Source organism: Mesorhizobium sp. P2_F7 (assembly GCF_056403695.1).
The window spans coordinates 39,959-65,099 of sequence record NZ_JBFUFA010000015.1 but is presented as its reverse complement, the minus strand read 5'-3'; the positions used below and the strand labels follow the sequence as shown (position 1 = coordinate 65,099).

At 61.8% G+C, this 25,141-nt stretch carries 27 protein-coding genes; 18 read left to right on the top strand and 9 right to left on the bottom strand.

The genetic code is table 11. The features are described 5' to 3' along the window. Positions 1-116: 116 nt before the first annotated feature. On the top strand, positions 117-2,096 hold the full coding sequence (locus tag AC1DZ8_RS29810; protein ID WP_477402110.1) for a bifunctional 2',3'-cyclic-nucleotide 2'-phosphodiesterase/3'-nucleotidase: 1,980 nt from the start codon (positions 117-119) through the stop codon (positions 2,094-2,096). A gap of 124 nt (positions 2,097-2,220) precedes the next feature. On the opposite strand, the gene AC1DZ8_RS29805 is transcribed toward AC1DZ8_RS29810, so the two are convergent. Further along, positions 2,221-3,471 carry a class I SAM-dependent methyltransferase gene (locus tag AC1DZ8_RS29805; protein WP_477305492.1) on the bottom strand — a complete coding sequence of 417 codons (1,251 nt, stop codon included), beginning with the start codon at positions 3,469-3,471 and terminating at the stop codon, positions 2,221-2,223. A 262-nt stretch (positions 3,472-3,733) separates the two neighbouring features. On the opposite strand from AC1DZ8_RS29805, the gene AC1DZ8_RS29800 reads away from it, so the two are divergent. Then, positions 3,734-3,868, top strand: a complete 135-nt coding sequence (locus AC1DZ8_RS29800) for a hypothetical protein (RefSeq protein WP_477305490.1) — start codon at positions 3,734-3,736, stop codon at positions 3,866-3,868. A 113-nt stretch (positions 3,869-3,981) separates the two neighbouring features. Continuing rightward, the gene (locus tag AC1DZ8_RS29795) at positions 3,982-4,272 is read left to right on the top strand and encodes a Dabb family protein (protein ID WP_477305488.1); all 291 of its coding nucleotides are present in this window, start codon (positions 3,982-3,984) and stop codon (positions 4,270-4,272) included. 29 nt (positions 4,273-4,301) lie between these two features. On the opposite strand, the gene AC1DZ8_RS29790 is transcribed toward AC1DZ8_RS29795, so the two are convergent. The 3 genes from AC1DZ8_RS29790 to AC1DZ8_RS29780 are packed head-to-tail and all read right to left on the bottom strand — an operon-like array spanning position 4,302 to position 7,574. After that, on the bottom strand, positions 4,302-5,315 hold the full coding sequence (locus tag AC1DZ8_RS29790; protein ID WP_477305486.1) for a GNAT family N-acetyltransferase: 1,014 nt from the start codon (positions 5,313-5,315) through the stop codon (positions 4,302-4,304). After that, positions 5,308-6,285, bottom strand: coding sequence for a hypothetical protein (locus AC1DZ8_RS29785; RefSeq protein ID WP_477305484.1), 978 nt, complete (start codon positions 6,283-6,285; stop codon positions 5,308-5,310). The genes AC1DZ8_RS29790 and AC1DZ8_RS29785 overlap by 8 nt, the downstream gene beginning before the upstream one ends. Continuing rightward, entirely contained in the window at positions 6,282-7,574 is a 1,293-nt protein-coding gene (locus AC1DZ8_RS29780) for a glycosyltransferase family 4 protein (RefSeq protein WP_477305482.1), read from the bottom strand. Before AC1DZ8_RS29780 ends, AC1DZ8_RS29785 begins: the two co-directional genes overlap by 4 nt. Before the next feature lie 283 nt (positions 7,575-7,857). Here AC1DZ8_RS29780 and AC1DZ8_RS29775 point away from each other — a divergent pair, with 283 nt between their 5' ends. Next, the gene (locus AC1DZ8_RS29775) at positions 7,858-8,730 is read left to right on the top strand and encodes a VOC family protein (protein WP_477305480.1); all 873 of its coding nucleotides are present in this window, start codon (positions 7,858-7,860) and stop codon (positions 8,728-8,730) included. Further along, positions 8,727-9,572: a 3-deoxy-8-phosphooctulonate synthase gene (gene kdsA, locus AC1DZ8_RS29770; RefSeq protein ID WP_477305478.1), complete on the top strand. Its 846-nt coding sequence runs from the start codon at positions 8,727-8,729 to the stop codon at positions 9,570-9,572. The genes AC1DZ8_RS29775 and kdsA overlap by 4 nt, the downstream gene beginning before the upstream one ends. Before the next feature lie 52 nt (positions 9,573-9,624). Here the strand turns inward: kdsA and AC1DZ8_RS29765 are convergent, their stop codons facing one another. After that, on the bottom strand, positions 9,625-10,293 hold the full coding sequence (locus tag AC1DZ8_RS29765; protein WP_477402106.1) for a hypothetical protein: 669 nt from the start codon (positions 10,291-10,293) through the stop codon (positions 9,625-9,627). 145 nt (positions 10,294-10,438) lie between these two features. On the opposite strand from AC1DZ8_RS29765, the gene AC1DZ8_RS29760 reads away from it, so the two are divergent. Together AC1DZ8_RS29760 and AC1DZ8_RS29755 are read left to right on the top strand one after the other, a co-directional pair. Beyond that, on the top strand, positions 10,439-10,642 hold the full coding sequence (locus AC1DZ8_RS29760; protein WP_112395110.1) for a dodecin family protein: 204 nt from the start codon (positions 10,439-10,441) through the stop codon (positions 10,640-10,642). Positions 10,643-10,728: 86 nt separating this feature from the next. Then, positions 10,729-11,094, top strand: coding sequence for a PRC-barrel domain-containing protein (locus tag AC1DZ8_RS29755; protein ID WP_477305474.1), 366 nt, complete (start codon positions 10,729-10,731; stop codon positions 11,092-11,094). Between the two features lie 69 nt (positions 11,095-11,163). Here AC1DZ8_RS29755 and AC1DZ8_RS29750 read toward each other — a convergent pair whose 3' ends face one another. Both AC1DZ8_RS29750 and AC1DZ8_RS29745 read right to left on the bottom strand, forming a co-directional pair. After that, the gene (locus AC1DZ8_RS29750) at positions 11,164-11,286 is read right to left on the bottom strand and encodes a hypothetical protein (protein WP_023688444.1); all 123 of its coding nucleotides are present in this window, start codon (positions 11,284-11,286) and stop codon (positions 11,164-11,166) included. 152 nt (positions 11,287-11,438) lie between these two features. Beyond that, positions 11,439-12,728 (bottom strand): glycoside hydrolase family 19 protein, encoded by a 1,290-nt coding sequence (locus AC1DZ8_RS29745; RefSeq protein WP_477305471.1) that lies wholly within the window; start codon positions 12,726-12,728, stop codon positions 11,439-11,441. A 263-nt stretch (positions 12,729-12,991) separates the two neighbouring features. Between AC1DZ8_RS29745 and eno the strand changes: the two genes are divergently transcribed. The 11 genes from eno to AC1DZ8_RS29690 all read left to right on the top strand — a co-directional run bounded on the left by eno (position 12,992) and on the right by AC1DZ8_RS29690 (position 23,366). Next, entirely contained in the window at positions 12,992-14,266 is a 1,275-nt protein-coding gene (gene eno, locus AC1DZ8_RS29740; RefSeq protein ID WP_477402103.1) for a phosphopyruvate hydratase, read from the top strand. A gap of 194 nt (positions 14,267-14,460) precedes the next feature. Further along, positions 14,461-14,784 (top strand): FtsB family cell division protein, encoded by a 324-nt coding sequence (locus AC1DZ8_RS29735; protein WP_352558862.1) that lies wholly within the window; start codon positions 14,461-14,463, stop codon positions 14,782-14,784. Positions 14,785-14,980: 196 nt separating this feature from the next. Continuing rightward, positions 14,981-16,027 (top strand): pyruvate dehydrogenase (acetyl-transferring) E1 component subunit alpha, encoded by a 1,047-nt coding sequence (gene pdhA / locus AC1DZ8_RS29730; RefSeq protein ID WP_477305465.1) that lies wholly within the window; start codon positions 14,981-14,983, stop codon positions 16,025-16,027. A 15-nt stretch (positions 16,028-16,042) separates the two neighbouring features. Further along, entirely contained in the window at positions 16,043-17,434 is a 1,392-nt protein-coding gene (locus tag AC1DZ8_RS29725) for a pyruvate dehydrogenase complex E1 component subunit beta (RefSeq protein WP_477402101.1), read from the top strand. An 18-nt stretch (positions 17,435-17,452) separates the two neighbouring features. After that, on the top strand, positions 17,453-18,823 hold the full coding sequence (locus tag AC1DZ8_RS29720) for a pyruvate dehydrogenase complex dihydrolipoamide acetyltransferase (RefSeq protein ID WP_477305461.1): 1,371 nt from the start codon (positions 17,453-17,455) through the stop codon (positions 18,821-18,823). Between the two features lie 15 nt (positions 18,824-18,838). Next, positions 18,839-19,252: a hypothetical protein gene (locus tag AC1DZ8_RS29715; protein ID WP_477305459.1), complete on the top strand. Its 414-nt coding sequence runs from the start codon at positions 18,839-18,841 to the stop codon at positions 19,250-19,252. Continuing rightward, positions 19,249-19,890 (top strand): SGNH/GDSL hydrolase family protein, encoded by a 642-nt coding sequence (locus tag AC1DZ8_RS29710; protein WP_477305457.1) that lies wholly within the window; start codon positions 19,249-19,251, stop codon positions 19,888-19,890. Before AC1DZ8_RS29715 ends, AC1DZ8_RS29710 begins: the two co-directional genes overlap by 4 nt. 24 nt (positions 19,891-19,914) lie before the next feature. Continuing rightward, positions 19,915-21,363: a dihydrolipoyl dehydrogenase gene (gene lpdA, locus AC1DZ8_RS29705; protein ID WP_181056889.1), complete on the top strand. Its 1,449-nt coding sequence runs from the start codon at positions 19,915-19,917 to the stop codon at positions 21,361-21,363. A 102-nt stretch (positions 21,364-21,465) separates the two neighbouring features. Then, positions 21,466-21,723 carry a GlsB/YeaQ/YmgE family stress response membrane protein gene (locus AC1DZ8_RS29700; RefSeq protein ID WP_477305455.1) on the top strand — a complete coding sequence of 86 codons (258 nt, stop codon included), beginning with the start codon at positions 21,466-21,468 and terminating at the stop codon, positions 21,721-21,723. Between the two features lie 208 nt (positions 21,724-21,931). Then, positions 21,932-22,897 (top strand): lipoyl synthase, encoded by a 966-nt coding sequence (gene lipA, locus AC1DZ8_RS29695; RefSeq protein ID WP_477305453.1) that lies wholly within the window; start codon positions 21,932-21,934, stop codon positions 22,895-22,897. A gap of 10 nt (positions 22,898-22,907) precedes the next feature. Then, entirely contained in the window at positions 22,908-23,366 is a 459-nt protein-coding gene (locus AC1DZ8_RS29690; RefSeq protein ID WP_477305451.1) for a type II toxin-antitoxin system RatA family toxin, read from the top strand. On the opposite strand, the gene AC1DZ8_RS29685 is transcribed toward AC1DZ8_RS29690, so the two are convergent. Together AC1DZ8_RS29685 and AC1DZ8_RS29680 are read right to left on the bottom strand one after the other, a co-directional pair. Next, a complete protein-coding gene (locus AC1DZ8_RS29685) occupies positions 23,342-23,851 on the bottom strand; it encodes a CinA family protein (protein ID WP_477305449.1) in 510 nt (169 codons plus the stop codon). The two genes, AC1DZ8_RS29690 and AC1DZ8_RS29685, sit on opposite strands and share 25 nt — an antisense overlap. After that, on the bottom strand, positions 23,848-25,071 hold the full coding sequence (locus tag AC1DZ8_RS29680; RefSeq protein ID WP_477305447.1) for a bifunctional 2-C-methyl-D-erythritol 4-phosphate cytidylyltransferase/2-C-methyl-D-erythritol 2,4-cyclodiphosphate synthase: 1,224 nt from the start codon (positions 25,069-25,071) through the stop codon (positions 23,848-23,850). Before AC1DZ8_RS29680 ends, AC1DZ8_RS29685 begins: the two co-directional genes overlap by 4 nt. Positions 25,072-25,141: the final 70 nt, after the last annotated feature.

Genomic DNA, 25,141 nt, shown 5'->3' with positions numbered 1-25,141 from the left:
ATTCATCCAGCCGTCACCTTTTGCTGATCGATTGACCTCCCGATGGACATGGCCAGTTTTCGGCGCGAAGGTTTCGGCCGGGGCTGGGCTGTTCACGTCGCTGGGAAGGAAAACCAATGTCGCCTTTGTTCCACCCCGTCTCCCGTCGCGGTTTTCTTGCCGGTGCGGCCGCTACAGGCGCGCTGATCATGCTGCATCCGTTTTCCGCCCGCGCTGAGGCCAACCAGGCGCACCTCAGGATCATGGAGACCACCGACATCCACGTGAATGTGCTGCCTTACGATTACTACGCCGACAAAGCGAACGACACGATGGGCCTGTCGCGTACGGCGTCACTGATCGCGGCGGTGCGCAAGGAAGCCACCAATGCCATGCTGATCGACAATGGCGATCTCCTGCAGGGCAACCCGATGGGCGACTACATCGCTTACGAAAGGGGCCTTAAGGATGGCGACCTGCATCCGATCATGAAGGGCATGAACCTGCTCGGCTATGAATGCTCGACGCTCGGCAATCACGAGTTCAATTACGGCCTGTCGTTTCTCGACAAGGTGCTGGCCGGGGCCAATTTTCCGTTCGTCTGCGCCAATCTGATCCGCGGCACCGAGCTTGCCGCCAACCCGCGCGACGACAAGCTCTATCTCAAGCCCTACGTCATCCTGGACAAGAAGATCAAGGACGGGTCGGGCGCTGAGCAGCCGATCAAGATCGGTATTATCGGCTTCGTGCCGCCGCAGATCATGGTCTGGGACCTGAAGAACCTCGAAGGCAATGTCCGGACGCGCGACATCGTCGAGGCGGCCAAGGCCTGGGTGCCTGAGATCAAGGAGGCGGGCGCCGACATCGTCATTGCGCTCTCGCATTCCGGCATCGATATCAAACAGGGCGATGGCATGGAGAACGCCTCGTTCTTCGTCGCCGGCGTCGAGGGCATCGATGCGGTGTTCACCGGCCATCAGCATCTGGTTTTCCCCGGCAAGAAGGACTTTCAGGCGCTTGACGGCGTCGACGCCGAGAAGGGCACGCTGCAAGGCAAGCCGGCGGTGATGGGCGGCTTTTGGGGTTCGCATATGGGCCTGATCGACCTTTTGCTGGAACGCGATGGATCGAAATGGCGCGTGGTCTCGGCGACTTCGGAGGCACGGCCGATCTACGAGCGCGTCGACAAGGCGAACAAGCCGACGGTGGCGGACGACCCGCGCATCGTCGATGCGCTGAAGGCGGACCACGAGGCGACGCTTGCCTATGTGCGCCGCCCGGTCGGCAAGACGTCGGCGCCGCTTTATTCCTATTTCGCGCTGGTGGCCGACGATCCCTCAGTGCAGATCGTCAACCAGGCGCAGAGCTGGTACCTCAAGGACATTTTGAAGAGCACGCAGTGGAAGGATGTGCCGCTGCTTTCGGCGGCCGCACCCTTCAAGGCCGGCGGGCGCAACGGTGCCGACTACTACACCGACGTGCCGGTGGGCGACATCGCCATCAAGAACGTTGCCGACCTCTATCTCTATCCGAACACAGTACGGGCGGTTGAGATCACCGGAGCGCAGGTCAAGGAATGGCTGGAAATGTCGGCCGGCATTTTCAGGAAGATCGAGGCCGGGAAAGCCGACCAGGCGCTGATCGACACTGAATTCCCGTCCTACAATTTCGATGTGATCGACGGCGTCAGCTACAAGATAGACCTGTCGCAGCCGCCGAAATACGATGCCAAGGGTGGCGTCGCCAATGCCGGCTCCAGCCGCATCATCGACCTCAGCTTCGATGGCAAGCCTATTGATCCCTCAGCGAAATTCGTCGTCGCCACCAACAATTATCGCGCCGGCGGCGGTGGCAATTTCCCTGATATCAATGCCTCGAAGATCATCTACGAGGCGCCGGACACCAACCGCGACGTGATCGTGCGCTACGTCGTCAGCGAGGGCACGATCAATCCGTCGGCCGACGACAATTGGTCGTTCACGCCGCTGCCTGGAACCAGCGTGGTGTTCGAGACCGGTCCCAAGGCGAAGGATTTTATCGCCTCGGTGAAATCGCTGAAGATCGAGCCGATGGGCGAGGGCGAAGCGGGATTTGCGAAGTACCGCATCCTGCTTTGAGGGGCGGGCAATGCCCGCTCACACTGGAGCAATTCCAGGAAAAGTGTGAGCGGTTTTCTGTCCGGAATTGCGTCAAAACAAAGCGATAGAGTGTTTCGCCGTTTCCGTGAAACGGTGAAACACTCTACGCCTTGTAGACCACCTGGCGTACGTCGATGTAGCTGGCTCTGAAGCCGGCTTCGCAATAGTGGAGGTAAAACTCCCAGAGCTTCTTGAAGCGATCGTCGAAGCCGAGCGGGACGATCTTTTCCCACGACTGCCAGAAGCGGTTACGCCATTCGGCCAGCGTGCGGGCATAGTCGTCCGGGAAGACGCGCTCGCGCAGATGGGCAAGGCCGTGGTCGCTGCCCAGAGATTTCAGGATCGACGGCGTCGGCAGCATGCCGCCCGGAAAGACATAGCGCTGGATGAAGTCCGGCCGCGCCCGATAGGTATCGTAGGCGGCCTCGTTGATGGTGATGATCTGCAGGCCGGCGGTGCCGCCGGGCCTCAGGCAGGCCTTCATCTTGCCGAAGAACACAGGCCAGTATTTTTCGCCGACCGCCTCGAACATCTCAATCGAGGCAATGCGATCGTAAGTGCCTGTTTCGTCGCGATAATCCTGCAGCTTTATGTCGACTTTGTCAGAAAGCCCGGCCTTCTGGATGCGTTCCTTGGCGAAGTCGTGCTGTTCGCGGCTGATGGTCAGCCCAGTGACGCGGCAGCCGATCTCGCGCGCGGCAAATTCGGCAAAACCGCCCCAGCCGCAACCGATCTCCAGCACATGGTCCTTCTTGCCGATGCCGGTGTCCTTGGCCAAGGCGCGGTATTTGGCGGCCTGCGCGCTTTCAAGGTCGTTGGCGCCGGTGGCATAGAGCGCCGACGAATAGGTCATGCTCGGATCGAGCCATTGCCTGTAGAAGGCGTTGCCGAGGTCGTAGTGCGCCGAAATGTTGCGCTTCGAGCCGGTGCGGGTGTTTTCGTTGAACCAGTGGCGGATGCGCTGGACGGTGTTGATGAGCCAGCTGGCGCCGCCGGCAATGCGTTCGCCAACGGCCGAGTTGACGACAAACAGTTCGAGGAAGCTGGTTACATCAGGGCTTTCCCAGTCGCCGTCCATGTAGGATTCGGCAACGCCGATGGTGCCGCCGGAAAAGGCACGGCCGGGCAGGCGCCAGTTCTTCAGCACCAGTTCGGCGTCGGGACCGGGCGCATTGCCGCCGACAAGAACGGCGCGGCCATCCGGCATCCTCACCTTCAGCGAGCCGCGCGGCAGTTTCATCGCTGCCGACAGCACCATGCGCGCCTTGGCCGGCAAGCCCTTGACGATCTCGGCGAAGTTGAGTTCGTCCAGCCTGATGGCGTCGCCTATGCCTTTGTATTCCTTGACAGCCATCTCACATCCCCCTGCACTTTCGCGGTGACGGCGCAACATCTGCCGGCCTCCACATCCTCCACATTTCATTCGCCAGGCGCGAACGCCGCACCCTGCGTGAATTTTCGCCACAATCTTCCACCGCATCGAGCGGAACTTCAAGAGGCAAGCTGTGCACGCGGCTGGGCCAAAACCAGCCGGCTCGAGGCCAGAATTCGCGGGAGAGCGCGACCCTCGGCGAAATCACTATGGTTACGAACCGCCACATACGTTAGTTTCAGCCATGCGTTACGTCATCGTCATCATGGCCATCGCCTTTTTCCTGATCTGGGACGGCCTCTACAACAGTGGCCGCTATCTCGACACTTCGGTCAGAGAGATGTCGCGCATCGTTCGCTACGTCACCGGCGGGGGGTAGCTTTTTGCGCCTCTGCAAAGTCCTTCCGGTACCGCCGGGCGCGACATCGTGGCGGTTGACGCAGCGGTCCCGCTCACACAAAACATGCCGGCAAATCGAATGTGGAGGCAGGCGTGATCCGGCATATCGTTTTCTTCAGCGCGCGGCGCAAGGACGATGTCGAAGCCGTGCGCACGGGCTTGCTCAACCTGGGCAAGATCCCGCATTCAAACCTCTTCGAGGTGACGCTCAACACCAAGGTCGATCCGCTGTCGGACGCGATCGATGTGGTCGTCTATGCCGAGTTCGAAGACGATGCGGCCTTGGCCGCCTACAAGGCGCACCCGCTCTATGCCGAGACGACCAGCCGGGTCAAACCATTGCGCGAATTGCGCTATTCGGCCGATGTCGTGGCGGTGGTCTGATCGGGCAGGCAGGAAACCTCGTCCGTTTTTCACAAGCGGAATTCATACATCGGGCTGCGCGAACAGCCGAAGCCTGCCTTGAACGGCTCGTCGCCGATGGTGAAATCGAAAGATGTGCCGCCATCCACCGCCCACGCCGCCATGACACGGTCGAGTGCGACACGGCCGGGAGAACGTCGGCTGTAGAGGGGGTAGTTGCAGGCGAGCAGAATGTAGCGGAAGCATCCGCCGTCGACCAACCCGAAGACAAGCGCGATGCAGCCGTCTTCACTGGCGAGGCGGTAGGTTCGCGCCAGTCCTGAGCGTGCTCCCCTGGTGGCGACGTCGATGTAGAATTCCAGGCCGTGTGTCGTCTGCAACGGGTCACCGCGAAAGCGCCCTGCGCGGAAGTCGCGTGCCGCAACCATGGCCGAGCGAACATCCTGCGCTTGCACAAACTCCAGCCGAAGCCCGCCTCTATCTGCCAGCCGGCGCGCCTTGCGGTCGAGGGTCGCAGCATGAAGCGTGCCGAGATTGGAGCGCCGCCATTTGGCGTAGGGAAAGCTGTAATCCACAGCGTGCGCACCGAAGTCGAGCGTCAAGGGTTCGGCTCCCAGGAGCAACCGCCATTGATGCACATGGTCGCGATGCACCGGCCCGATCGTCAGCCCGTGATGTGGGCCAAGGACATCGCGAAAGCACTGCGCCGTTTCCGGCCCCGGCAAAGTGCCGTCGGCCATAACCGGGCAGGCATAGTCGGTCACGCCGAGAAAAGCGTATTCGATGCGGCTCAACCCATCCAGATCAGCGAGCCGGACCAGCGGCACGACAAGGCGAAGGCCGCCTTGGGCATTGCGGCCTGTCACCACGAGCGGTTTTGCGCCATGCGCTGGCGCCAGGTGACGGTAGAAGGCGGCAAGCCAGTCCGGGTGCTGGAAGGCTGACATTCGCGCCTGGCTGAACAGCCGGTGATATTCCACCGAACCGAAATCGAAATGGTCGGTGACCTCGAATTTGAGTGACCGGCAGGCTGTCAGACCGGTGCGCCGTGCAAGATCAAGCACGCTTCAGCCCCGTGAAAAGCCGCTTGAACATCTGCTGCCGCTGAAGGGCAGGGTCATCGAGCACAATGCGGTCGTAGCTCGGCATGTTGATGGCGCGCAGCGCCCCGTAGAGCCTGTCCTCGGCAAGCCGCTGCGTCTCTATCCTGGCCGCATACGTCTCGCGATAGAGCGTGCGATGGGAGGCATGGTACGGATTGGTGTTGATTTCGAAAATCTGCGGGCGCCCGTCCACCAGCGAGAAATCGGCGCGGCCATAGTCGATGCCGGCGAGATCGAAAGCCTGCCGCAAGACATCGTCGTACAGGTTGTCGGCAACGAAACGGCGCTCATTTTCGACGAAATTGTCGAACATCGGATGGTCGAGCACACGCTGCTCGTCCTCCACATCTTTGGCCACCCAGCTGAAGTCGACGACATTGTGATGGGCAATCATACGGTATCCGACGCGATAAGTGGCAAAACGCTGCCAGACACCGGGGCTGACCTCCTGGCCGGCGTACTCTATGACCAACTTGCCGGTCAGCGGAATCCCGTTCAGTTTCATCCGGTCGAGGGTTGCATCGAGCGCCTCCTGATCGGCGATCAGTTCGAGATCGCCCGAGAGGTGATCGAATTCGTTGCGGATAAACACGGGGAACGAATTCGGCCGCGGCAGGCTTTCGCAGCGCCAGGCCGAAAAGCCGTTGATCCCGGCCCTGTTGAGGGTCGTCAGCAACTCATAGCGGCTGTGCACGCGAGCCGGATGATTGAGCACTTGGGCGCCGCCTTGTTCGAGCTTGTTGGCAAGCTTCGCGGCCAGCGCGATCTCGAAGTTGGAGAGACGTTCGTGGTCGGTGAATATCCAGGTGCCGGAGCGCAGTTCCTTCTGCCGGAACAGGCGCTCGTAGCTCCAGTGGCGCGCATTGCCCAACTGGCGCACCAGATGCCGAACGGTATAGGCATGACTGCGCGTGGTGACGATGTTGATCAAGTCGCATCCGGCGAACCGCCGTCCTCCTGCAAAGCCAGCCTCGTTGCCAGACGGTGCGATCCATGGGGGGCGTCACTGAATATCGAGGCGTACAGGTCGAGGTTGAGTGCAACCGCCGAACCGATCGAGAAATCTCCGACCCGCTGGAGACCACGTTCGATTAAGATCTGCCGCGCCGCCTCGTCGGCGACGAGTTCCAGCGTTCGCTCGACAAGCTCCGCGCATCGGCCTTCCGGCACCAGTGCCAAAGCCGGCGGCGAGCCGGCGACATCGGCGACGCCGCCCACGGCATAAGCGACGGCAGGGACACCGGCGGCCATCGCCTCGAGCAGGACGCTGCCCAGCACCTCGCGCCGCGACGGCAGGATCATGACGTCGGAAATCCTGAGCGCCTTCTTTACCTCCGCCGGCTCCAGGAAACCGGTGATGGCCCAGGCGTCGGGCCGGGCGATCGCCGTAAGCGCCGTTTCAAGCTTGCGCCGGTCGGGACCGTCGCCGCAGATCAGCAGGAACAAGCCTTGTTCGGACAGTGGCTCGACAAAGGCCGGCAAATCCTGCCAGCCTTTTTCGGCACTAATGCGGCCGATGAAGCTGACGACCGGCCGGTCAGCGGGAATAGCATGTTCGGTGCGCAACGCCTGTAGCGCCTCGTGAGCGATCGGGCTTTGAAAGGCTGCAGCGTCGACCGCGTCGGCAATGACCGGCACCTTCCTGCGATCGAGCCCCATCTCGGCTGCGATCTCCCGGCCATATCGTTCGGTCAAGGCAATAACTCGGTCGGCGGCGTGCAAGGCCTTTTGCTCCACCCAGCGTGTCACGTCATAAGGCTTGCCCTTAAGCCGCAGCGCTTCCTGAAGACCCGACCACAGCGGCGTGTTCATCGACACGACAAGCGGGATGTCCAACCAGCTGACGAGGAGAGCGATCGCTCTGCACCAGATGGAATGGTTGAAGTGGATGTGGACGACGTCATAGCGGCTACGGGCGCGAAAAAGCTCCGGCAGCGCCGCCATAAACCAGGTGAAGCAGAGCAAGGGGCCGGCCATCATCTCAGGCAGCCAGCAGCCGGCGCATGTGACGCGCATCCTTGGCGACAGCTGCACTTGCCTCGGGCTGCCCGGAATGTAGGTGGTAAGAACGGTCTGGGAGACGCCCGCCCGGTCCATGCCTTGCGCGATGGTCCAGGTCTGGTTCTGCAGCCCGCCGACCGGGTCGAAAGCCGCCGGCCATTTGCCGGGGCGATAGAAATGCGGCGTGATCCGCAAGATCCTGAACGTGCTGCCCGTCATCTATCGCTCAATCCACAAGTCCAAACGGGCCAGAAATTCAAACGGGGCAACGGTTGCCATTCGAAAACCGAATCGCACTTCAGCGCCTTTTCACCCAAAGCGAGACTGCTGACATCTCCCGCGCGGGGGATGCCGTGGCGCCAGCTTGGCTTCCGGTTTGCGCAAAACTCCAGGAAACCGTCCAGGAATCACATGATTCATCATGAGCGGACGCGGCCGCGATCCGAACGCTGCCGGCAGAAACGCTTGAACCAATTTCCGGAATGATGCACACCGCGCCGGAATGACCAGCGCAACCCATCCGCTTGACCATCTGGTGCTGCCGACGGCTAACCTCGCCGTGGCGCGGGCGCGACTGGCATCGCTTGGCTTCATCGTCGCGCCGACCGGCATTCACCCTTTCGGCACCGAAAATTGCTGCGTGTTTTTCGCCGACGGCACCTATCTCGAACCGCTCGCGGTCGGCGACGAGCAAGCAGCGGCAAGGGCGATTGCCGATGGCAATGTCTTTGTCGCGCGCGACCAGCTCTATCGCGTCAGCCTGGGCGATGAGGGCTTTTCCGCTGTGGTGGTAGGCACCGGCAATGCCGATGACGATCATGCGCGCTATGTCTCGGCCGGCCTGTCGGCGGGAAATAGCTTGAGCTTTTCGCGAGCCTTCTCGGATACGGCCGGAAAGAGCGATGTGGCGTCGTTCAAGCTGGCTTTCGCTTCCAGCGCCGGCTCAACGGACGCTTTTCTGTTTGCCTGCGAGCGGATCAATGCGCCAAAGATCGACCGCTCGGCGCTGCAGGCCCATGCCAATGGCGTGTCCGGCATTGCCGAAATCGTGGCGGTCAGCGATGCGCCTTCCACGCAAATCAGCCTGATCTCGACTGTGGCAGGCATGAAGCAGGAGAGCGGCGCGGTCTTCGACCTGCCGAATGCGTGTCTGACCGTTCTCGATCCTGCAGCCTTTGTCGCGCGCTTTGGCATTTCCGCCGGCGCACCGACGGAACTTCGTTTCACAGCAATCGTCTTTTCGGTCCGCAGTGCCGATGCCACGGCGACGCTGCTTGCAGCCAACGCCATCCAGCACGATATAGCGGGCAACGAAATTGTCGTGCAACCGGCATCCGGGCAGGGCGCGGCTTTTATCTTCCGGGAGATCAAATGAACAAGCCCCTGTCACCGAATTCGTCGGTAACCGTCGGCAACGTCGTCTTCGACAACCATGCAGCCCTGGCGCTGATCGCCGGCCCATGCCAGTTCGAATCGCGCCAGCATGCCTTCGACATGGCCGGCGCGCTGAAGGAATTGACTGGCAAGCTCGGCATCGGCCTCGTCTACAAGACCAGCTACGACAAGGCCAACCGCACCTCGCTGTCGGCGACGCGCGGCGCCGGGATGGATGCAGCACTTCCGGTCTTCGACGAACTGCGCAAGGAATTTTCGCTTCCCATTCTGACCGACGTCCACACCGAGGAGCAGTGTGCGATCGTGGCACCCCATGTCGATGTGCTGCAGATTCCTGCCTTCCTGTCGCGTCAGACCGACATGCTGGTCGCCGCCGCCAGGACCGGCAAGGTGATCAACGTCAAGAAGGGCCAGTTCCTCGCACCCTGGGACATGAAGAACGTCGTCGCCAAGATCACCGGCTCCGGCAACGCCAATGTGCTCACCACCGAGCGCGGCGCTTCCTTCGGCTACAACACATTGGTGTCGGACATGCGGGCTTTGCCCGTGATGGCCGAGATCGGCGCGCCGGTGATTTTCGATGCCACTCATTCGGTGCAGCAGCCGGGCGGGCAGGGCGGTTCTTCCGGCGGCGAGCGCCGCTTTGTCGAAACACTGGCCCGCGCGGCGGTTGCCGTCGGCGTCGCCGGTGTCTTCATCGAGACCCACCAGGATCCCGACAATTCGACGTCTTCCGATGGCCCCAACATGCTGCCGCTGAAGGATATGCCGGCTTTGCTCGAAAGACTGATGGCGTTCGACCGCATCGCCAAGGGCCACTAAAGTATCCTGACGATGCGATGCCTCAGCGCCCGGGACATCAATTGTTCTGGCCTTATCGCTTCATGTCGATCGCGAAGACCGCGTAGTAGTCGACGCCCGGCATCGGCGCCGTGACCGTCAGGATCCAGCGCACATTGCCGTGCTGGCGCTCGTAAACCGGCGGTCCGTTCGACGGCAGCGCATCGGCCGGAATTGCGAAGGCGAACGGGATGCCCACGCTCGACTGCACCGAACCGCGCGGAACGACGAGCTTTTCCTCGAATTTGAGCTCTTCCTTGTAGGTCGATTTGTCCCCGGCGATCGTATTCACTGCCGGTCCGCCGACGCGGTAGGTGCGGATGCATCGCAATTTGACGATGTAGTCGCCGGTCGGAGCCAGATCGCGGCTCGACCGCAGCAGGCCCTGGAAGCGGCCGCCGGATTTTGCCGCGCCCGCCTCTAGAGTCGTCGCGCCAAACTTGCGCACGCGCAGCGTGTCGCGGATCGCCTTCAGCAATGTGTAGAGCCCGATGGCCGCAAACACGACCGGGACGAAGACAAGAGGATTGAATTCGCGGTCGGTGACATTGAAATTGAGCGGCAGTTCGAAATACCACGGGATCAGGACGGCGGTCAGCAGCATGGCGCCGGCGAAGAAGTAGCCGCTGGACTCATTCGCGGCATTGGCGTCGACCACAGGCGGCTGCGCCGCTGCTGGCTGCTGACTGCGCCTTCGGGCCATTGCCGCCTCACCAAAGACCGGGACGTTGTTTCAATGACATGCCGGGCGGCAGCGTGACAATGCCCCTGAGGCGCCGACGCTTGTGGAAGGCATAAGCCGGCTGTAGGCTCCTCCTCGCAAATGAGCGTCTTGGCAGGAGGAAGCCATGTCTGTTGCCCGCGTCACCGAAATCACGTCGTCATCGAAAAAGAGCTTTCAGGACGCCATCGAGAAGGGAATTGGGCGCGCATCCAAAACCCTGAAGAACGTCGAAGGCGCCTGGATTCAGGACCAGAAGATCGTCGTCGAGGACGGCAAGATCGCGGCCTATCGCGTCAACATGAAGGTGACGTTCATCCTCGCGGAATGACCGTCTAACGTTTTCAAAAAATCGGGAACTTTCGCCCGCGCGCCTCATTGTCAAAATACCATCAACGACAATGAGGAGCATCAGACATGACCACCCAGACAGGCCACACCGAAGCCATCGCCGCTTCGCGCGTCATCGGCACGTCGGTCTACAACACCGAAGGCAAGAGCATCGGCAGCATCGAGGACATCATGCTCGACAAGACGTCGAACGGAATCATGTTCGCGGTGATCGGGTTTGGCGGCTTCCTCGGCATTGGCGAGAAGTATCATGCCATTCCGTGGGCAAGCCTTGACTATGACGAGGACAGAGGCGGCTACGTCGTGCCGTTTTCCAAGGATCAGCTGAAGGCGGCGCCGTCCTATTCGATCAATGAACTGGCCGGCGCCGATGGCGAGACCGCGCGTGACGCTTCGTATGACTATTACAAGGTCAGGCCCTACTGGCATTGATCAGCGGCACTGATGGCTGACGTGAAAAGGCCCCGAGATCGGGGCCTTTTCAGTGCAACAGGACGGTTCCTATTCTGCGGCGTAAAGCGTCGACAGTTGCGTTGCCGCCTTCGGCGGCTGCTGGGTGTCGCATGACGTCAGGAACGCCGCCGCGATCAGGAACAAACTCACGATACCGCTCAACTCGGACATGGCGAAACTCCTCCTGTTTCGCCCCGCGCGGCATGATCCTAGCGGACGTCTCGATTGTTGCTCGTGAATTATCGTGACGCAATGTTGTCGAACGTGATCGGGGCATGCTCAAGCGAGCAGCCCGGCATGCTCAGCCGAGCAGCCCGGCATGCTCAGCCGAGCAGTCCGGCATTCTTTACCGCCTTGAAGATCTTGTCATGCCAGGCAATCCGATCCGCCTCGCCATTGGCTGGAGTGGTGGAATTGGCGTTGCCGACATTGATGGCGCGCGAAATCTTGCGAATCTGGCCGGCATCGGCAAAGGCATTGCAGCCTGACTCCTTCCATTCGGCGCAGGCGGCGAGCAAGGAAATCTGCGGATCCTCGATCAGCTCAGGATGACCGGCGAGGTCGACCTTGGCGAGTTTGCCCTTGGCTGTGTAGGCGTTTCGTCCGGTGGTCTGGAACGTGCCGCCGCCGCGAAAATTGAACCCGTCCAACGTCCCTTTCACATTGCCCATGCGGCCGCCATAGGCCCAGTCGCCCAGAGCTTGCGGTTTGCGCAGCAGGTTGTCCTCGATCCATTGATCGGTCCTGCCGGCGGCTCGCGATTTCCACGCCTTCCGGATCGCGGCCACGGTCGTGTAGGTCAGGGATTCGCGGATAAGCGTGAAGCCGCCCGTTTCCATTGCCGCTTGCGCGAAGAAATGCATCAGCCTGTCGTAGTTAGCCGACACGCCATAGTCGCCAAGCGTCTTCAGCCCTTTGTCGGAGGTGAAGGCGCCGATGTAGCCATCATAGACCGTTTGCCTGGAGCCGCTTGCAGGCCGCGCCGCGAATTTCTGGAAGACCGCCGCAGGCAGGCCTTTCCTGGGGTCAGCCGGGACTGCCTCCATTGTCGTGTCGACGCTGTCGGCCGACAACATTGGTTCGCCGTCGACAACAACAAAAGCATTGGGAATTTTCTTGCCGTTGGTTGCCGGAAAAGCGTCGCCGGCGAAGGCCTTCAGATCATTGATGAGGGTGATCGCACGCGCCCGGCTCTCGACGAAATCCATGTCGGAAAGCGGACCATCCAGCTTCTTGGTCGGATTGATGCAGCCGACACCGGAGAGGAAGTCGTCGCCCGGCTGGATGAAGATTTCGCTGCGCTCATTGGCGTTAAGCACTTCGAGTCCTGGTTTGGGCGACGCCTTGCCGCTTGTGTAGCCGTACGTTGCATGGTGCTCTCCCGCAGACGTCGCCAGCGGGTAGGTGCCGGCTTCGAGGCGCCTGTTGGGGTGGGAATTGTCGCCCGGGCCTCGCGACTCGCAGACGAACCCCGCCAGGCCCGGCAACCCCTTTGCCGGCGCTCCGTTGTGAAAGACCTGGTAGGTTCCAACCGTCCTGTACCTGGTGCCCCGCACGTGTTCAACTTGCCGGGTGATAAGCAATTCCCAGCCACTACCTGATATCGTCGCCATTGCCGCCTCCCAGGGAGGTCAAGATATTGATTTTTATTTCTATCGTCAAATACTGGTGCAGCAGATCCGGCACCATTATTTGGGGTATAGCCGCATTGCTGTGTGAGGCGTCGGCCAGCGCGTCTTTCTGAAGCTCAAGTCACGGCGAGCTGAGCCCGGTCGGTGGCGGCTGTCACTATTATTTCATGCCATTCCTGATTGCCTTTTGCGGCACTTTGGCTAAGAGGGGCGCGACGCTTCATCGATCAATCGGGGACATCGCAATGACCGCCATCATCGACATTATCGGGCGTGAAATCCTGGATAGCCGTGGAAATCCGACCGTCGAGGTCGACGTCGTTCTCGAAGACGGCTCGATGGGCCGTGCAGCGGTGCCATCGGGCGCCTCGACCGGCGCGCATGAGGCCGTTGAGCTGCGCGACGGCGGCGCCCGCTATCTCGGCAAGGGCGTGCTGAAAGCAGTCGAGGCCGTCAATGGCGAGCTGTTCGAGGCGATCGGCGGCATGGAAGCCGAAAACCAGATCCATATCGACCAGACGATGATCGAGCTCGACGGCACCCCCAACAAGAGCCGGCTCGGCGCAAACGCCATTCTCGGTGTCTCGCTGGCGGTGGCCAAGGCGGCCGGGGAAGCTGCCGGCCTGCCGCTCTACCGCTATGTCGGCGGCACCAAGGCGCACATCCTGCCGGTGCCGATGATGAACATCATCAATGGCGGCGCGCATGCCGACAACCCGATCGATTTCCAGGAATTCATGATCATGCCGGTCGGTGCGCCGACGCTGCGCGAAGGCGTGCGCTGGGGTTCGGAAATCTTCCACACGCTGCGCAAGAAGCTCAAGGATGCCGGCCACAACACCAATGTCGGTGACGAGGGCGGTTTTGCCCCGAACTTGAAGAGCGCGCCGGTGGCGCTCGATTTCATCATGGAATCGATCGAGAAAGCCGGCTTCAAGCCGGGTGAAGAGATCGCGCTCGGCCTCGATTGCGCGGCGACCGAATTCTTCAAGGACGGCAACTACGTCTATGAAGGCGAGAAGAAGACCCGCGATCCCAAGGCGCAGGCCAAATACCTGGCCAAGCTTGCCGCCGACTATCCGATCATCTCGATCGAAGACGGCCTGGCCGAGGACGACTGGGAAGGCTGGAAGTACCTGACCGACCTGATCGGCAAGAAGACGCAGCTGGTCGGCGACGATCTGTTCGTCACCAACACGGCGCGGCTGCGCGACGGCATTCGCATGGGTGTCGCCAATTCGATCCTGGTCAAGGTCAACCAGATCGGCTCGCTGACCGAGACGCTCGACGCCGTCGAGACCGCGCACAAGGCCGGCTACACCGCCGTCATGTCGCACCGTTCGGGCGAAACCGAGGACTCGACCATCGCCGATCTCGCGGTCGCCACCAATTGCGGGCAGATCAAGACCGGCTCGCTGTCGCGCTCCGACCGCATGGCCAAGTACAACCAGCTGATCCGCATCGAGGAAGAGCTCGGCAAGCAGGCGCGCTACGCCGGTAAGTCGGTGGTCAAGGCATAATCAAGCCGAATAGCCAGGAATGACCAAGGGCGGGATTTTTCCCGCCCTTTTTCGTTGTGTTCACCGCCAGAGGCCCTGTCCGTAACCGTCCATTAAGCACAATCGGGCGAGATAAGACGGTCAGAGCATGATCCCGAAAAGTGGGAACCGGTTTTCGGAAAAGGTCATGCTCCAACAAGAGTTGGATTGCGACCATGTGGACACGTCAGCATAAGCAGAGAAACACCGGCCGGCTGATCATCCCGTCGCTTTGCGTGGCGTTCCTGGCCTATTTCGGCTTCCATGCCTATCACGGCGAGTTCGGCATCTATTCCAAATACCAGCTCGAAGCGCAGACCGTCGAATTGCAGGCCAAGTACGATGCCATCAAGGCGCGCCGGGTCGATCTGGAGCGGCGTGTCCAGCTGATGCATGAGGGCACGCTGGAGAAGGATATGCTTGACGAGCAGGCGCGCCGGGCGCTCAATCTGTCCCAGGCGGATGAAATCACCATCATGCTGCCGGCGAATTCCAAATAACTGAATTCCAGTTAATCGCTGTTATATCAAATGATTCTAACCGTTTAGACGCATGCCAGCCATGCATTTTTCTGCATGGCGAAACGCGTTCTCGCATGTTAGCCTCGCTTTAAATCGGTGGGGAGGAACTGATCCTCCCCAGAGCAGACTTGATCTGCTTTAGTGTCCGCAAAGAGACGCCAACAGGGAGTGATGCATGGCCACCGCCGCCAAAAAAGCGCCTGCCAAATCCGTCAAATCGACATCCGCCAAATCCACGGGACTTTCCGCCCCAAAGCCAGCTGAATTCACCAAGGACGAGGAGCTTGCCGCCTACCGGCACATGCTGCTCATCCGCCGCTTCGAGGAGAAGGCCGGCCAGCTCTACGGCATGGGCTTCATCGGCGGCTTCTGCCACCTCTATATCGGCCAGGAAGCGGTCGTCACCGGCATGAAGATGTCGCTGATCAATGGCGACCAGATGATCACCGCCTATCGCGACCACGGTCACATGCTGGCGATGGAGCTTTCCCCGCGCGGCGTCATGGCCGAACTGACAGGACGCCGTGGCGGCCTGTCGAGAGGCAAGGGCGGCTCCATGCACATGTTCTCCAAGGAGAAGCATTTTTATGGCGGCCACGGCATTGTGGGCGCGCAGGTGTCGCTAGGCACCGGTCTCGCCTTTGCCAACCGCTACCGCGACAACAACAATGTGTCGCTGACCTATTTCGGTGACGGCGCTGCCAACCAGGGCCAGGTCTATGAGAGCTTCAACATGGCCTCGCTGTGGAAGCTGCCGGTGATCTACATCATCGAGAACAACCGCTACGCCATGGGCACTTCGGTGTCGCGCTCATCGGCCGAAACCAATTTCTCGCATCGCGGCGCCTCGTTCAAGATTCCCGGCATCCAGGTCGACGGTATGGATGTTCGTGCGGTCAAATCCGCCGGCGATCAGGCGACCGAATGGTGCCGTGCCGGCAACGGGCCGATCATCCTCGAAATGCAGACCTATCGATACCGCGGCCACTCGATGTCGGACCCGGCGAAATACCGCTCCAAGGAAGAAGTGCAGAAGATGCGGTCCGACCATGACCCGATCGAACAGGTCAAGGCGCGGCTGACAGCCAAGAAGTGGGCGAGCGAGGACGAACTCAAGACCATCGACAAGGAGGTCCGCGACATCGTCGCCGACGCCGCCGAATTTGCCCAGCACGACGCAGAGCCGGATCCGTCCGAGCTCTGGACCGACATCGTATTGTAACGGGAGGGCAAGGACATGCCGATCGAAATTCTCATGCCCGCTCTCTCGCCGACGATGGAAGAGGGCAATCTTTCCAAGTGGTTGAAGAACGAAGGCGACAAGGTTGTCGCCGGCGACGTCATCGCCGAGATCGAAACCGACAAGGCGACGATGGAAGTCGAGGCGGTCGATGAAGGCACGATTGCCAAGATCGTGGTTCCGGCCGGCACCGAAGGCGTCAAGGTCAACGCGGTGATCGCCGTGCTGGCGGTCGACGGCGAAGATGTCGACAAAGCCGGCGAAGGCATCGGCGAGGAGCCCGCCAAGGCTGAAGCAGCCACACCCGCGCCGGCGCCTGTCGCGGCCAAGAGCGAGGCCGCGGCACCTGTCGCGGCGGCGCCGAAGACGGAAGTTGCCGCCGATCCGGATATTCCCGCCGGCACCGAGATGGTTTCGACCACGGTGCGCGAAGCCCTGCGCGACGCTATGGCCGAGGAAATGCGCCGTGACGGCGATGTCTTTGTCATGGGCGAGGAGGTCGCCGAGTACCAGGGCGCCTACAAGATTACGCAAGGGTTGCTGCAGGAGTTCGGGCCGCGCCGGGTCGTCGACACGCCGATCACCGAGCACGGCTTTGCCGGCGTCGGCGTCGGTGCGGCGATGGCGGGCTTGAGGCCTATCGTCGAGTTCATGACCTTCAACTTCGCCATGCAGGCGATCGACCAGATCATCAACTCCGCCGCCAAGACGCTCTACATGTCGGGCGGTCAGATGGGCGCGCCGATCGTCTTCCGCGGACCGAACGGTGCTGCCGCCCGCGTCGGCGCCCAGCATTCACAGTGCTATGCCGCCTGGTACAGCCATATTCCCGGCCTTAAGGTGGTGATGCCTTATACGGCGGCCGACGCCAAGGGCCTGCTCAAGGCGGCGATCCGCGATCCGAACCCGGTCATTTTCCTCGAAAACGAAATCCTCTACGGCCAGTCCTTCGACGTGCCGAAGCTCGACGATTTCGTGCTGCCGATCGGCAAGGCGCGCATCCACAAGCAGGGCAAGGACGTCACCATCGTCTCGTTCGGCATCGGCATGACCTACGCGATCAAGGCGGAAGCCGAACTGCGCGGCATGGGCATCGATGCCGAGATCATCGATCTCCGCACCATCCGTCCGCTCGACCTCGACACCGTCATTGCCTCGGTAAAGAAGACCAACCGCCTGATCGTGGTGGAAGAAGGTTTCCCGCAGAGCTCGGTCGGCGACCACATCGCCAACCAGGTGTCACAGCGCGCCTTCGATTTCCTCGACGCGCCGGTCATCACCATCGCCGGCAAGGACGTGCCGATGCCTTATGCGGCGAATCTCGAAAAGCTGGCTTTGCCCAATGTCGGCGAGGTCATCGAGGCGGTCAAAGCCGTCACGTATCGCTGAGCCGGTCGGGAGGACATCATGCCAATCAACATCACCATGCCGGCGCTCTCGCCCACGATGGAAGAGGGCAATCTTTCCAAGTGGTTGGTCAAGGAAGGCGACAAGGTTTCGCCGGGTGACGTGATCGCCGAGATCGAGACCGACAAGGCGACGATGGAAGTCGAAGCGGTCGATGAAGGCACGGTTGCCAAGCTGGTCGTTCCCGCCGGCACCGAAGGCGTCAAGGTCAATGCGCTGATCGCCATTTTGGCCGGCGAAGGCGAGGATGCCGGTGCCGCGGCAAAGGGCGGCGGCGCTGCCGCTCCCAAGGCTGAAGCTCCGAAAGCCGATGCGCCAAAGGCTGAGGCGCCGAAGCCGGCAGCCGCTGCCGCGGCGCCTCCCAAGGCGGAAGCCGCTCCGGTTGCCAATGGTCACGCCGATGGCGAACGTACCTTCGCCTCGCCGCTGGCCCGGCGCATCGCCAAGGACGCCGGCGTCGATCTGTCCGCCGTGACCGGCACCGGCCCGCATGGCCGTGTCGTCAAGGCCGATGTCGAGGCAGCGATTGCCGGCGGCGGCGCCAAAGCGGCGGCACCGGCCGCGAAAGCAGCACCTGCCGCCGCTCCGGCGCCTGCCGCTCCTGCTGCCGCACCCAAGGCGATGTCGGACGAGCAGGTGCTGAAGCTGTTCGCGGAAGGCTCCTACGAGCTCGTCCCGCACGACAATATGCGCAAGACCATTGCGCGGCGCCTGGTCGAGGCCAAGGCCACCATCCCGCATTTCTACCTGACGCTCGACTGTGAGCTCGACGCGCTGCTGGCGCTGCGCACGCAGTTGAATGCTGCCGCTCCGACGAAGAAGACGGACAAGGGCGAAGCGCCTGTCTACAAGCTCTCCGTCAACGACATGGTGATCAAGGCGATGGCGATGGCGCTGATGGCGGTGCCGGATGCCAATGCGTCGTGGACCGAAACCGCCATGGTCAAGCACAAGCATGCCGATGTCGGCGTTGCCGTGTCGATCCCCGGTGGCCTGATCACGCCGATCATCCGCCACGCCGATGAAAAGACGCTGTCGGTCATTTCCAACGAGATGAAGGATCTGGCCAGCCGCGCCCGCAGCCGCAAGCTGAAGCCCGAGGAATATCAGGGCGGCACCACGGCGGTCTCCAATCTCGGCATGTTCGGCATCAAGGACTTTGCCGCCGTCATCAACCCGCCGCATGCGACGATCCTGGCGGTGGGTGCCGGCGAGCAACGCGCCGTGGTCAAGAATGGCGAGATCAAGGTCGCCACCGTGATGTCGGTGACGCTGTCGACCGATCACCGCGCCGTCGATGGCGCGCTCGGCGCCGAACTGCTCGTCGCCTTCAAGCGGCTGATCGAAAACCCGATGGGCATGCTGGTCTAGGAGGGGAAAAGGGCGGTGCGGAAATTCTTCACCAGCCTTTTTGCCCTGATCCTTTCCGGCCTGGCCGGCGGGCTGGTGGCGATGTGGCTCGCAATCGCCACCAATGCGGACTCGGAATACATCCTTGTCTTCATGCTGTCGGCGCTGGTCGCCGTCGTTCTGACGGTCGTGTTCTTCATCGCCCAGTTCATGTCGGATCCGCAAAGGGCGGTAAATCTCACGGCGCTTGTTGCGGTGGCCTTCTTCGTGGTCATCGGGATTGGCCTGATTGCCTGGACCTTCTCGCAGCCGCCGGGAAAAGCCCAGTGGTCAGGCGATTTTCGCTTTGGCGCCGGCCTGGTTTTGCCTGGCATCGCTACCGTGCTGGTGCAGTGGTTGTTCGTGAGATGGCGCGTGCGGCGCGGGCTTAAGGCGGAGGCAAGTGCATGAAGACGATCCTCTGCTACGGCGATTCCCTGACTTGGGGCTATGATGCCGCCAGCCTCGGGCGTCATGCGCGGGAAGACCGCTGGCCGAGCGTGCTCAAGGCAGCACTGGACGACGATGGTATCGAAGTAATCGCCGAAGGGTTGAACGGCCGAACCACAGCGTTCGACGATCACTTGGCCGGAGCAGACCGCAACGGCGCCAGGCTTTTGCCGACGATCCTGACTAGCCATGCGCCGATCGACCTGATCGTCATCATGCTCGGCGCCAATGACATGAAGCCTTGGATCCACGGCAATCCGGTCGCCGCCAAGCAAGGCATGCAGCGCTTGATCGACATCGTACGCGGCCATGACTATCCGTTCGATTGGGACGCGCCGCAGATCCTGCTCGTGGCGCCGCCCGCCGTCAGCCGCACCGACAATGCCGAATTCAAGGAAATGTTTGCCGGCGGCGACGAGGCCTCGAAGCGGCTGGCACCGCAATATTCGATCCTCGCCGACGAGGCCGGCTGCGGCTTTTTCGATGCCGGAACCGTGGCTACGACCACGCCACTCGACGGTGTCCATCTCGATGCGGAAAACACACGCAATATAGGTGAGGCATTGGCGCCTTTGGTGCGCGTGATGCTGGAACTCTAGACAAGACAATCAGGGAGAAACCCCGTGGCAGAATCCTACGACGTCATCATCATCGGCTCCGGCCCCGGCGGCTATGTCACGGCGGTGCGCTCCGCCCAGCTCGGCTTCAAGACGGCGATCGTCGAGCGCGAGCATCTCGGCGGCATCTGCCTCAACTGGGGCTGTATCCCGACCAAGGCGCTGCTGCGCTCGGCCGAGATCATGCATTATTCCGACCATCTCAAGGACTACGGGCTGAAGCTCGAAGGCGGCAAGGTCAGCGCCGATACGGCCGCCGTGGTCGACCGCTCGCGCAAAGTGTCGTTGAGGCTGAATGGCGGCGTCGCCTTCCTGATGAAGAAGAACAAGGTCGATGTCATCTGGGGTGAGGCCAAGCTGTCCAAGCCGGGCGAGATCGTCGTTTCCAAGACGGCCAAGAAGCCGATGGAGCCCCAGCCGCCGGTGCCGAAGGGTGTCAAGGGCGAGGGCACCTACACCGCCAAGCATATCATCCTGGCGACCGGCGCCCGGCCGCGCGCGCTGCCCGGTATCGAGCCGGACGGCAAATTGATCTGGACTTATTTCGAGGCGATGGTGCCGAAGGAAATGCCGAAGTCGCTGCTGGTCATGGGCTCAGGCGCTATCGGCATCGAATTCGCCTCCTTCTACCGCACCATGGGCGCGGAAGTGACCGTGGTCGAGCTGTTGCCGGCGGTGATGCCGGTCGAGGATGCCGAGGTGTCGAAATTCGCGCAAAAGCAATTCGAGAAGCAGGGGATGAAAATCATCCTCGAAGCCAAGGTGACCAAGGTCGAGAAGGGCGCCAACTCCGTCACCGCGCATGTCGAGATGAAGGACGGCAAGGTCGAGAAGATCACCGCCGACCGCATGATTTCGGCTGTCGGCGTGCAAGGCAACATCGAGAATCTCGGCCTCGAGACGCTGGGCGTGAAGACGGACCGCGGCTGCGTTGTCGTCGATGGCTACGGCAAGACCAATGTTCCCGGCATCTACGCCATCGGCGATGTCGCCGGACCGCCGATGCTCGCCCACAAAGCCGAGCATGAAGGCGTGGTCTGCATCGAAAAGATCGCCAACTTCCCCGGCGTGCACGCGACCGACAAGCTGAAGATCCCGGGCTGCACCTACTGCAACCCGCAGGTCGCTTCCGTCGGCCTGACCGAAGCCAAGGCCAAGGCCGAAGGCAAGGACATCCGCGTCGGCCGCTTCCAGTTCGGCGCCAACGGCAAGGCGATCGCGCTCGGCGAGGACCAGGGTTTCATCAAGACCATTTTCGACAAGAAGACCGGTCAGTTGCTTGGCGCGCATATGGTCGGTGCCGAGGTGACGGAGCTAATCCAGGGCTTTGTCGTGGCGATGAACCTCGAAACCACCGAGGAAGAACTGATGCACACCATCTTCCCGCATCCGACGCTGTCGGAGATGATGAAGGAAAGCGTGCTTGATGCCTATGGGCGCGCGCTCAACGCATGACAAATTGCTGCCGCAAGACTCAGACGCATGCGCCGGAGGAACCTTGCGGCAAGACAGTTCGTTTCCGGATGCATTTTCACCTGACACTGGAGGAGTTGGCATATGGACGTGAATGGCGTGGGCTGGATTGCAGCCATCATCATCGGCGGCTTGGCCGGGTGGCTGGCCGAGATGGTGATGAAGAGCAACACCGGCATCTTGATGAACATCATTATGGGTATTGTCGGCGCGGTGGTGCTCAACGCCATTCTCAGGGCCCTCAACATCGAGCCCTTCGGCGTCGGCTGGCTCGCCTATCTGATCACCGGCTTCATCGGCGCCTGTCTGCTGATCTTTGCAGGGCGGGTCATACGCCGATAAAACGGCTCGCCGTTTTATCTGCTTCTTCAGACGCAATTCCGGACGGAAAACCGTCTCACACTTTTCCTGGAATTGCTCTGGAAAACCGCTATGCGAAAAAGGCTGTGGCGGCATGCGCCGCCGCGGCCTTTTTCTTTGCCCCGAAAAGTCTTAAGTGACGTTCTAAAGGCTGACGCCGACGGGCGGACGCCAACAAGTCAGGTTTGAGATGGTCACCGTCATCGATACGATCGCCAACGCGCCGCGCCTGCGGCACCCCGAAAAGGCGCACAAGCCCGACCAGGACGTGCTGCGCAAACCCGACTGGATCCGCGTCAAGGCGCCGGTGTCCAAGGGCTATGCCGAGACACGCGAGATCGTGAAGTCGCACAAGCTGGTGACGGTGTGCGAAGAGGCCGGCTGCCCCAATATCGGCGAATGCTGGGAAAAGAAGCACGCCACCTTCATGATCATGGGCGAGATATGCACACGCGCCTGCGCCTTTTGCAATGTCGCCACCGGCATCCCGACGGCACTCGATGCCGATGAGCCGGCGCGCGTCGCGCATGCCGTCAAGCAGATGGGGCTGACCCATGTCGTCATCACCTCCGTCGACCGCGACGATCTCGCCGATGGCGGTGCGCAACACTTCGCCGAGGTCATCCGCGCCATCCGGGCGGCAACACCCTTGACCACGATCGAAATCCTGACGCCCGATTTCCTGCGCAAGGAAGGCGCATTGGAGATCGTCGTGGCGGCCAAGCCAGACGTCTTCAACCACAATCTCGAAACCGTGCCGTCGAACTATCTGACGGTGCGGCCCGGTGCGCGCTATTTCCACTCGATCCGGCTGTTGCAGCGGGTCAAGGAGCTTGATCCGTCGATCTTCACCAAGTCAGGCATCATGGTCGGCCTCGGCGAGGAGCGGAACGAGATCCTGCAGCTGATGGACGATCTGCGGTCGGCCAATGTCGACTTCATGACCATCGGCCAGTATCTGCAGCCGTCGAAGAAGCACCACCCGGTGATCCGCTTCGTGACGCCGGAGGAGTTCAACTCCTTCGCGACGATCGGCAAGACCAAGGGGTTCCTGCTGGTGGCGTCGAGCCCGCTGACGCGCTCCTCGCATCACGCCGGCGACGATTTCGCCAGGCTGCGGGCGGCGCGCGAGGCGCAGCTCAAAAAAGCCAGCTAATCCTGCTTTAATGCCGAAATTCGAAGCCACTCGCCGCGTTGCCCACACGCCCGAGCAGATGTTTGCGCTGGTCGCCGACATCGAGACCTATCCTGAATTTTTGCCGCTTTGCGAAGCGCTGACGGTGCGCTCGCGCAAGGAGCGTGACGGCCGCACCATTCTCGTTGCCGATATGAGCATCGGCTACAAGGCGATCCGCGAGACCTTTACGACGCAGGTTCTGTTGAAGCCGGACGAGAACACCATCGACGTCAAATACATCGATGGGCCGTTCAAATATTTGAGCAATATCTGGCGCTTCGAGCCGGCCGACGGCGGCTGCAGCGTCCGCTTCTTCATCGACTACGAGTTCAAGAGCCGCATTCTCGGCGCGTTGATGGGCACCATGTTCGACCGCGCCTTCCGCATGTTTTCCGAAGCGTTCGAGAAACGCGCCGACATCATCTACGGAACGACGCCCATTTCCTGAGTGTCGCCAAGCGCACGCAGGCCGATCTCCAGCGCATGCCTGACCGTCTCGCGGCGGATGAAATCGCGGCCATTGTCGGCAAACATATTGAGCTCCGCAGCCACCGGACCGCCCTTGAGCGCTACCCCGAACCAGACCAGGCCGACCGGTTTTTCCGGCGAGCCGCCGCCCGGGCCGGCTATACCGGTGACGGCAAGCGCCAGCCCGGCGCGCGAGTGCGTGAGCGCGCCCGCCGCCATCTCCAGAACCGTTTCGCGCGAGACGGCGCCATGCGCTTGAAGCGTAGCTGCAGAGACGCCGAGCATCTCCATCTTGGCTTCGTTGGAATAGGTGATGAGGCCGCGATCGACGACGGCGGACGAGCCGGCAATGTCGGTGAGGGCGGCAATGATCATGCCGCCGGTGCAGCTTTCGGCGGTCGCCAGCATGATGCCGCGCTGCTGGCAGGCCTGGAGCAGGGCGCTTGCGAGGTCGCTGTTGGTCATGCCGGGACGTCCCCAGGGAAGACGACGCTGGCCGTGGCGATGGCCGCAATGCCTTCCTCGCGGCCGACAAAGCCGAGCTTTTCGTTGGTCGTCGCCTTGATCGAAATGCGGTCGCCGGAAATGCCAAGCATCGCCGACAACGCCTTGGTCATGGCCTCGCGATGCGGGCCGACGCGGGGCGCTTCGCAGATCAGCGTGATGTCGGCATTGGCGATGCGCCCGCCGCGTTCGCGCACCAGCTTTGCCGCATGCTCAACGAAGATCTTTGACGCAGCGCCTTTCCATTGCGGATCGGAGGGCGGGAAATGCGTGCCGATGTCGCCGGCGCCGCAGGTGGCGAGCAGCGCGTCGGTCAGCGCGTGCAGGCCGACATCGGCATCCGAATGGCCCGCCAGTTTTTTGCCGTGCGGAATGGCGACGCCGCACAGCGTGACATGGTCGCCGGGCTCGAAGGCGTGCACATCGTAGCCATTGCCGGTGCGGATGTCGGGGAAACGTTCGCCGGTAAGCCGCTGGTCCGCCATCGCAATATCCCTTGCCCAGGTGAGTTTGACATTGTCCGGCGACCCCTGGACGATTTTCACCGGAATATGCGCCCATTCGGCGATCGCGGCATCGTCGGTGAAATCCGACTTGCCGAGATGATGGGCCTTTTCGTGTGCCGCGAGCAGTGGCCAGAACGGAAAGCCTTGCGGCGTCTGTGCAGCATGAAGGCCGGCACGCGGCACCGTCTCCTCGATCATGCCGGTGGCTGATTCGCGCTTCAGCGTGTCGGCGACGGGCAGCGCCGGCAGCCCACCCTGGCGCTCGCCAATGGCCGCGATGGTGCGGTCGATCAGGGCTGCGTCGACAAACGGCCGCACCGCATCGTGCACCAGGACGCGGGACGGCGCTTGGTCTCTCAGCGCCAGCAACCCGAGCCGGACCGAGGCTTGGCGCGATTCACCGCCGACGACAGTGGTAAGCCGCTCAGCGTGCACGCCGGCCGCCTTGTCGAATAGCGCGCGGTCATCGGCGTGGATGGCGACGACGACCGGGCCGATTGCCGGATGCGCCAGGAATGTCTCCAGCGTGCGCGCAATGACGGCTTGGCCGCCGATGCGCTGATATTGCTTCGGCCCGTCGGCTTGCCCGGCGCGCGCGCCGCGGCCTGCGGCGACGATGACCAAGCCGACCTTGCCTTCGTCGCCCATAGCCCGATTTTCACTTGTGTCTCTCATTGCGATTGGTGGTAGTCGGGGTAAAAGCCGAAGGCCAGCATTTTCCCAAATGCGCCGCAGTGTGACGTCA

Coding starts and splice junctions, on each gene's coding strand:
- AC1DZ8_RS29810 (WP_477402110.1), top strand. CDS start 117: ATGTCGCCTTTGTTCCACCCCGTCTCCCGTCGCGGTTTTCTTGCCGGT.
- AC1DZ8_RS29805 (WP_477305492.1), bottom strand. CDS start 3,471: ATGGCTGTCAAGGAATACAAAGGCATAGGCGACGCCATCAGGCTGGAC.
- AC1DZ8_RS29800 (WP_477305490.1), top strand. CDS start 3,734: ATGCGTTACGTCATCGTCATCATGGCCATCGCCTTTTTCCTGATCTGG.
- AC1DZ8_RS29780 (WP_477305482.1), bottom strand. CDS start 7,574: ATGACGGGCAGCACGTTCAGGATCTTGCGGATCACGCCGCATTTCTAT.
- AC1DZ8_RS29775 (WP_477305480.1), top strand. CDS start 7,858: ATGACCAGCGCAACCCATCCGCTTGACCATCTGGTGCTGCCGACGGCT.
- kdsA (WP_477305478.1), top strand. CDS start 8,727: ATGAACAAGCCCCTGTCACCGAATTCGTCGGTAACCGTCGGCAACGTC.
- AC1DZ8_RS29765 (WP_477402106.1), bottom strand. CDS start 10,293: ATGGCCCGAAGGCGCAGTCAGCAGCCAGCAGCGGCGCAGCCGCCTGTG.
- AC1DZ8_RS29760 (WP_112395110.1), top strand. CDS start 10,439: ATGTCTGTTGCCCGCGTCACCGAAATCACGTCGTCATCGAAAAAGAGC.
- AC1DZ8_RS29755 (WP_477305474.1), top strand. CDS start 10,729: ATGACCACCCAGACAGGCCACACCGAAGCCATCGCCGCTTCGCGCGTC.
- AC1DZ8_RS29750 (WP_023688444.1), bottom strand. CDS start 11,286: ATGTCCGAGTTGAGCGGTATCGTGAGTTTGTTCCTGATCGCGGCGGCG.
- AC1DZ8_RS29745 (WP_477305471.1), bottom strand. CDS start 12,728: ATGGCGACGATATCAGGTAGTGGCTGGGAATTGCTTATCACCCGGCAA.
- eno (WP_477402103.1), top strand. CDS start 12,992: ATGACCGCCATCATCGACATTATCGGGCGTGAAATCCTGGATAGCCGT.
- AC1DZ8_RS29735 (WP_352558862.1), top strand. CDS start 14,461: ATGTGGACACGTCAGCATAAGCAGAGAAACACCGGCCGGCTGATCATC.
- pdhA (WP_477305465.1), top strand. CDS start 14,981: ATGGCCACCGCCGCCAAAAAAGCGCCTGCCAAATCCGTCAAATCGACA.
- AC1DZ8_RS29725 (WP_477402101.1), top strand. CDS start 16,043: ATGCCGATCGAAATTCTCATGCCCGCTCTCTCGCCGACGATGGAAGAG.
- AC1DZ8_RS29720 (WP_477305461.1), top strand. CDS start 17,453: ATGCCAATCAACATCACCATGCCGGCGCTCTCGCCCACGATGGAAGAG.
- AC1DZ8_RS29710 (WP_477305457.1), top strand. CDS start 19,249: ATGAAGACGATCCTCTGCTACGGCGATTCCCTGACTTGGGGCTATGAT.
- AC1DZ8_RS29700 (WP_477305455.1), top strand. CDS start 21,466: ATGGACGTGAATGGCGTGGGCTGGATTGCAGCCATCATCATCGGCGGC.
- lipA (WP_477305453.1), top strand. CDS start 21,932: ATGGTCACCGTCATCGATACGATCGCCAACGCGCCGCGCCTGCGGCAC.
- AC1DZ8_RS29690 (WP_477305451.1), top strand. CDS start 22,908: ATGCCGAAATTCGAAGCCACTCGCCGCGTTGCCCACACGCCCGAGCAG.
- AC1DZ8_RS29685 (WP_477305449.1), bottom strand. CDS start 23,851: ATGACCAACAGCGACCTCGCAAGCGCCCTGCTCCAGGCCTGCCAGCAG.
- AC1DZ8_RS29680 (WP_477305447.1), bottom strand. CDS start 25,071: ATGAGAGACACAAGTGAAAATCGGGCTATGGGCGACGAAGGCAAGGTC.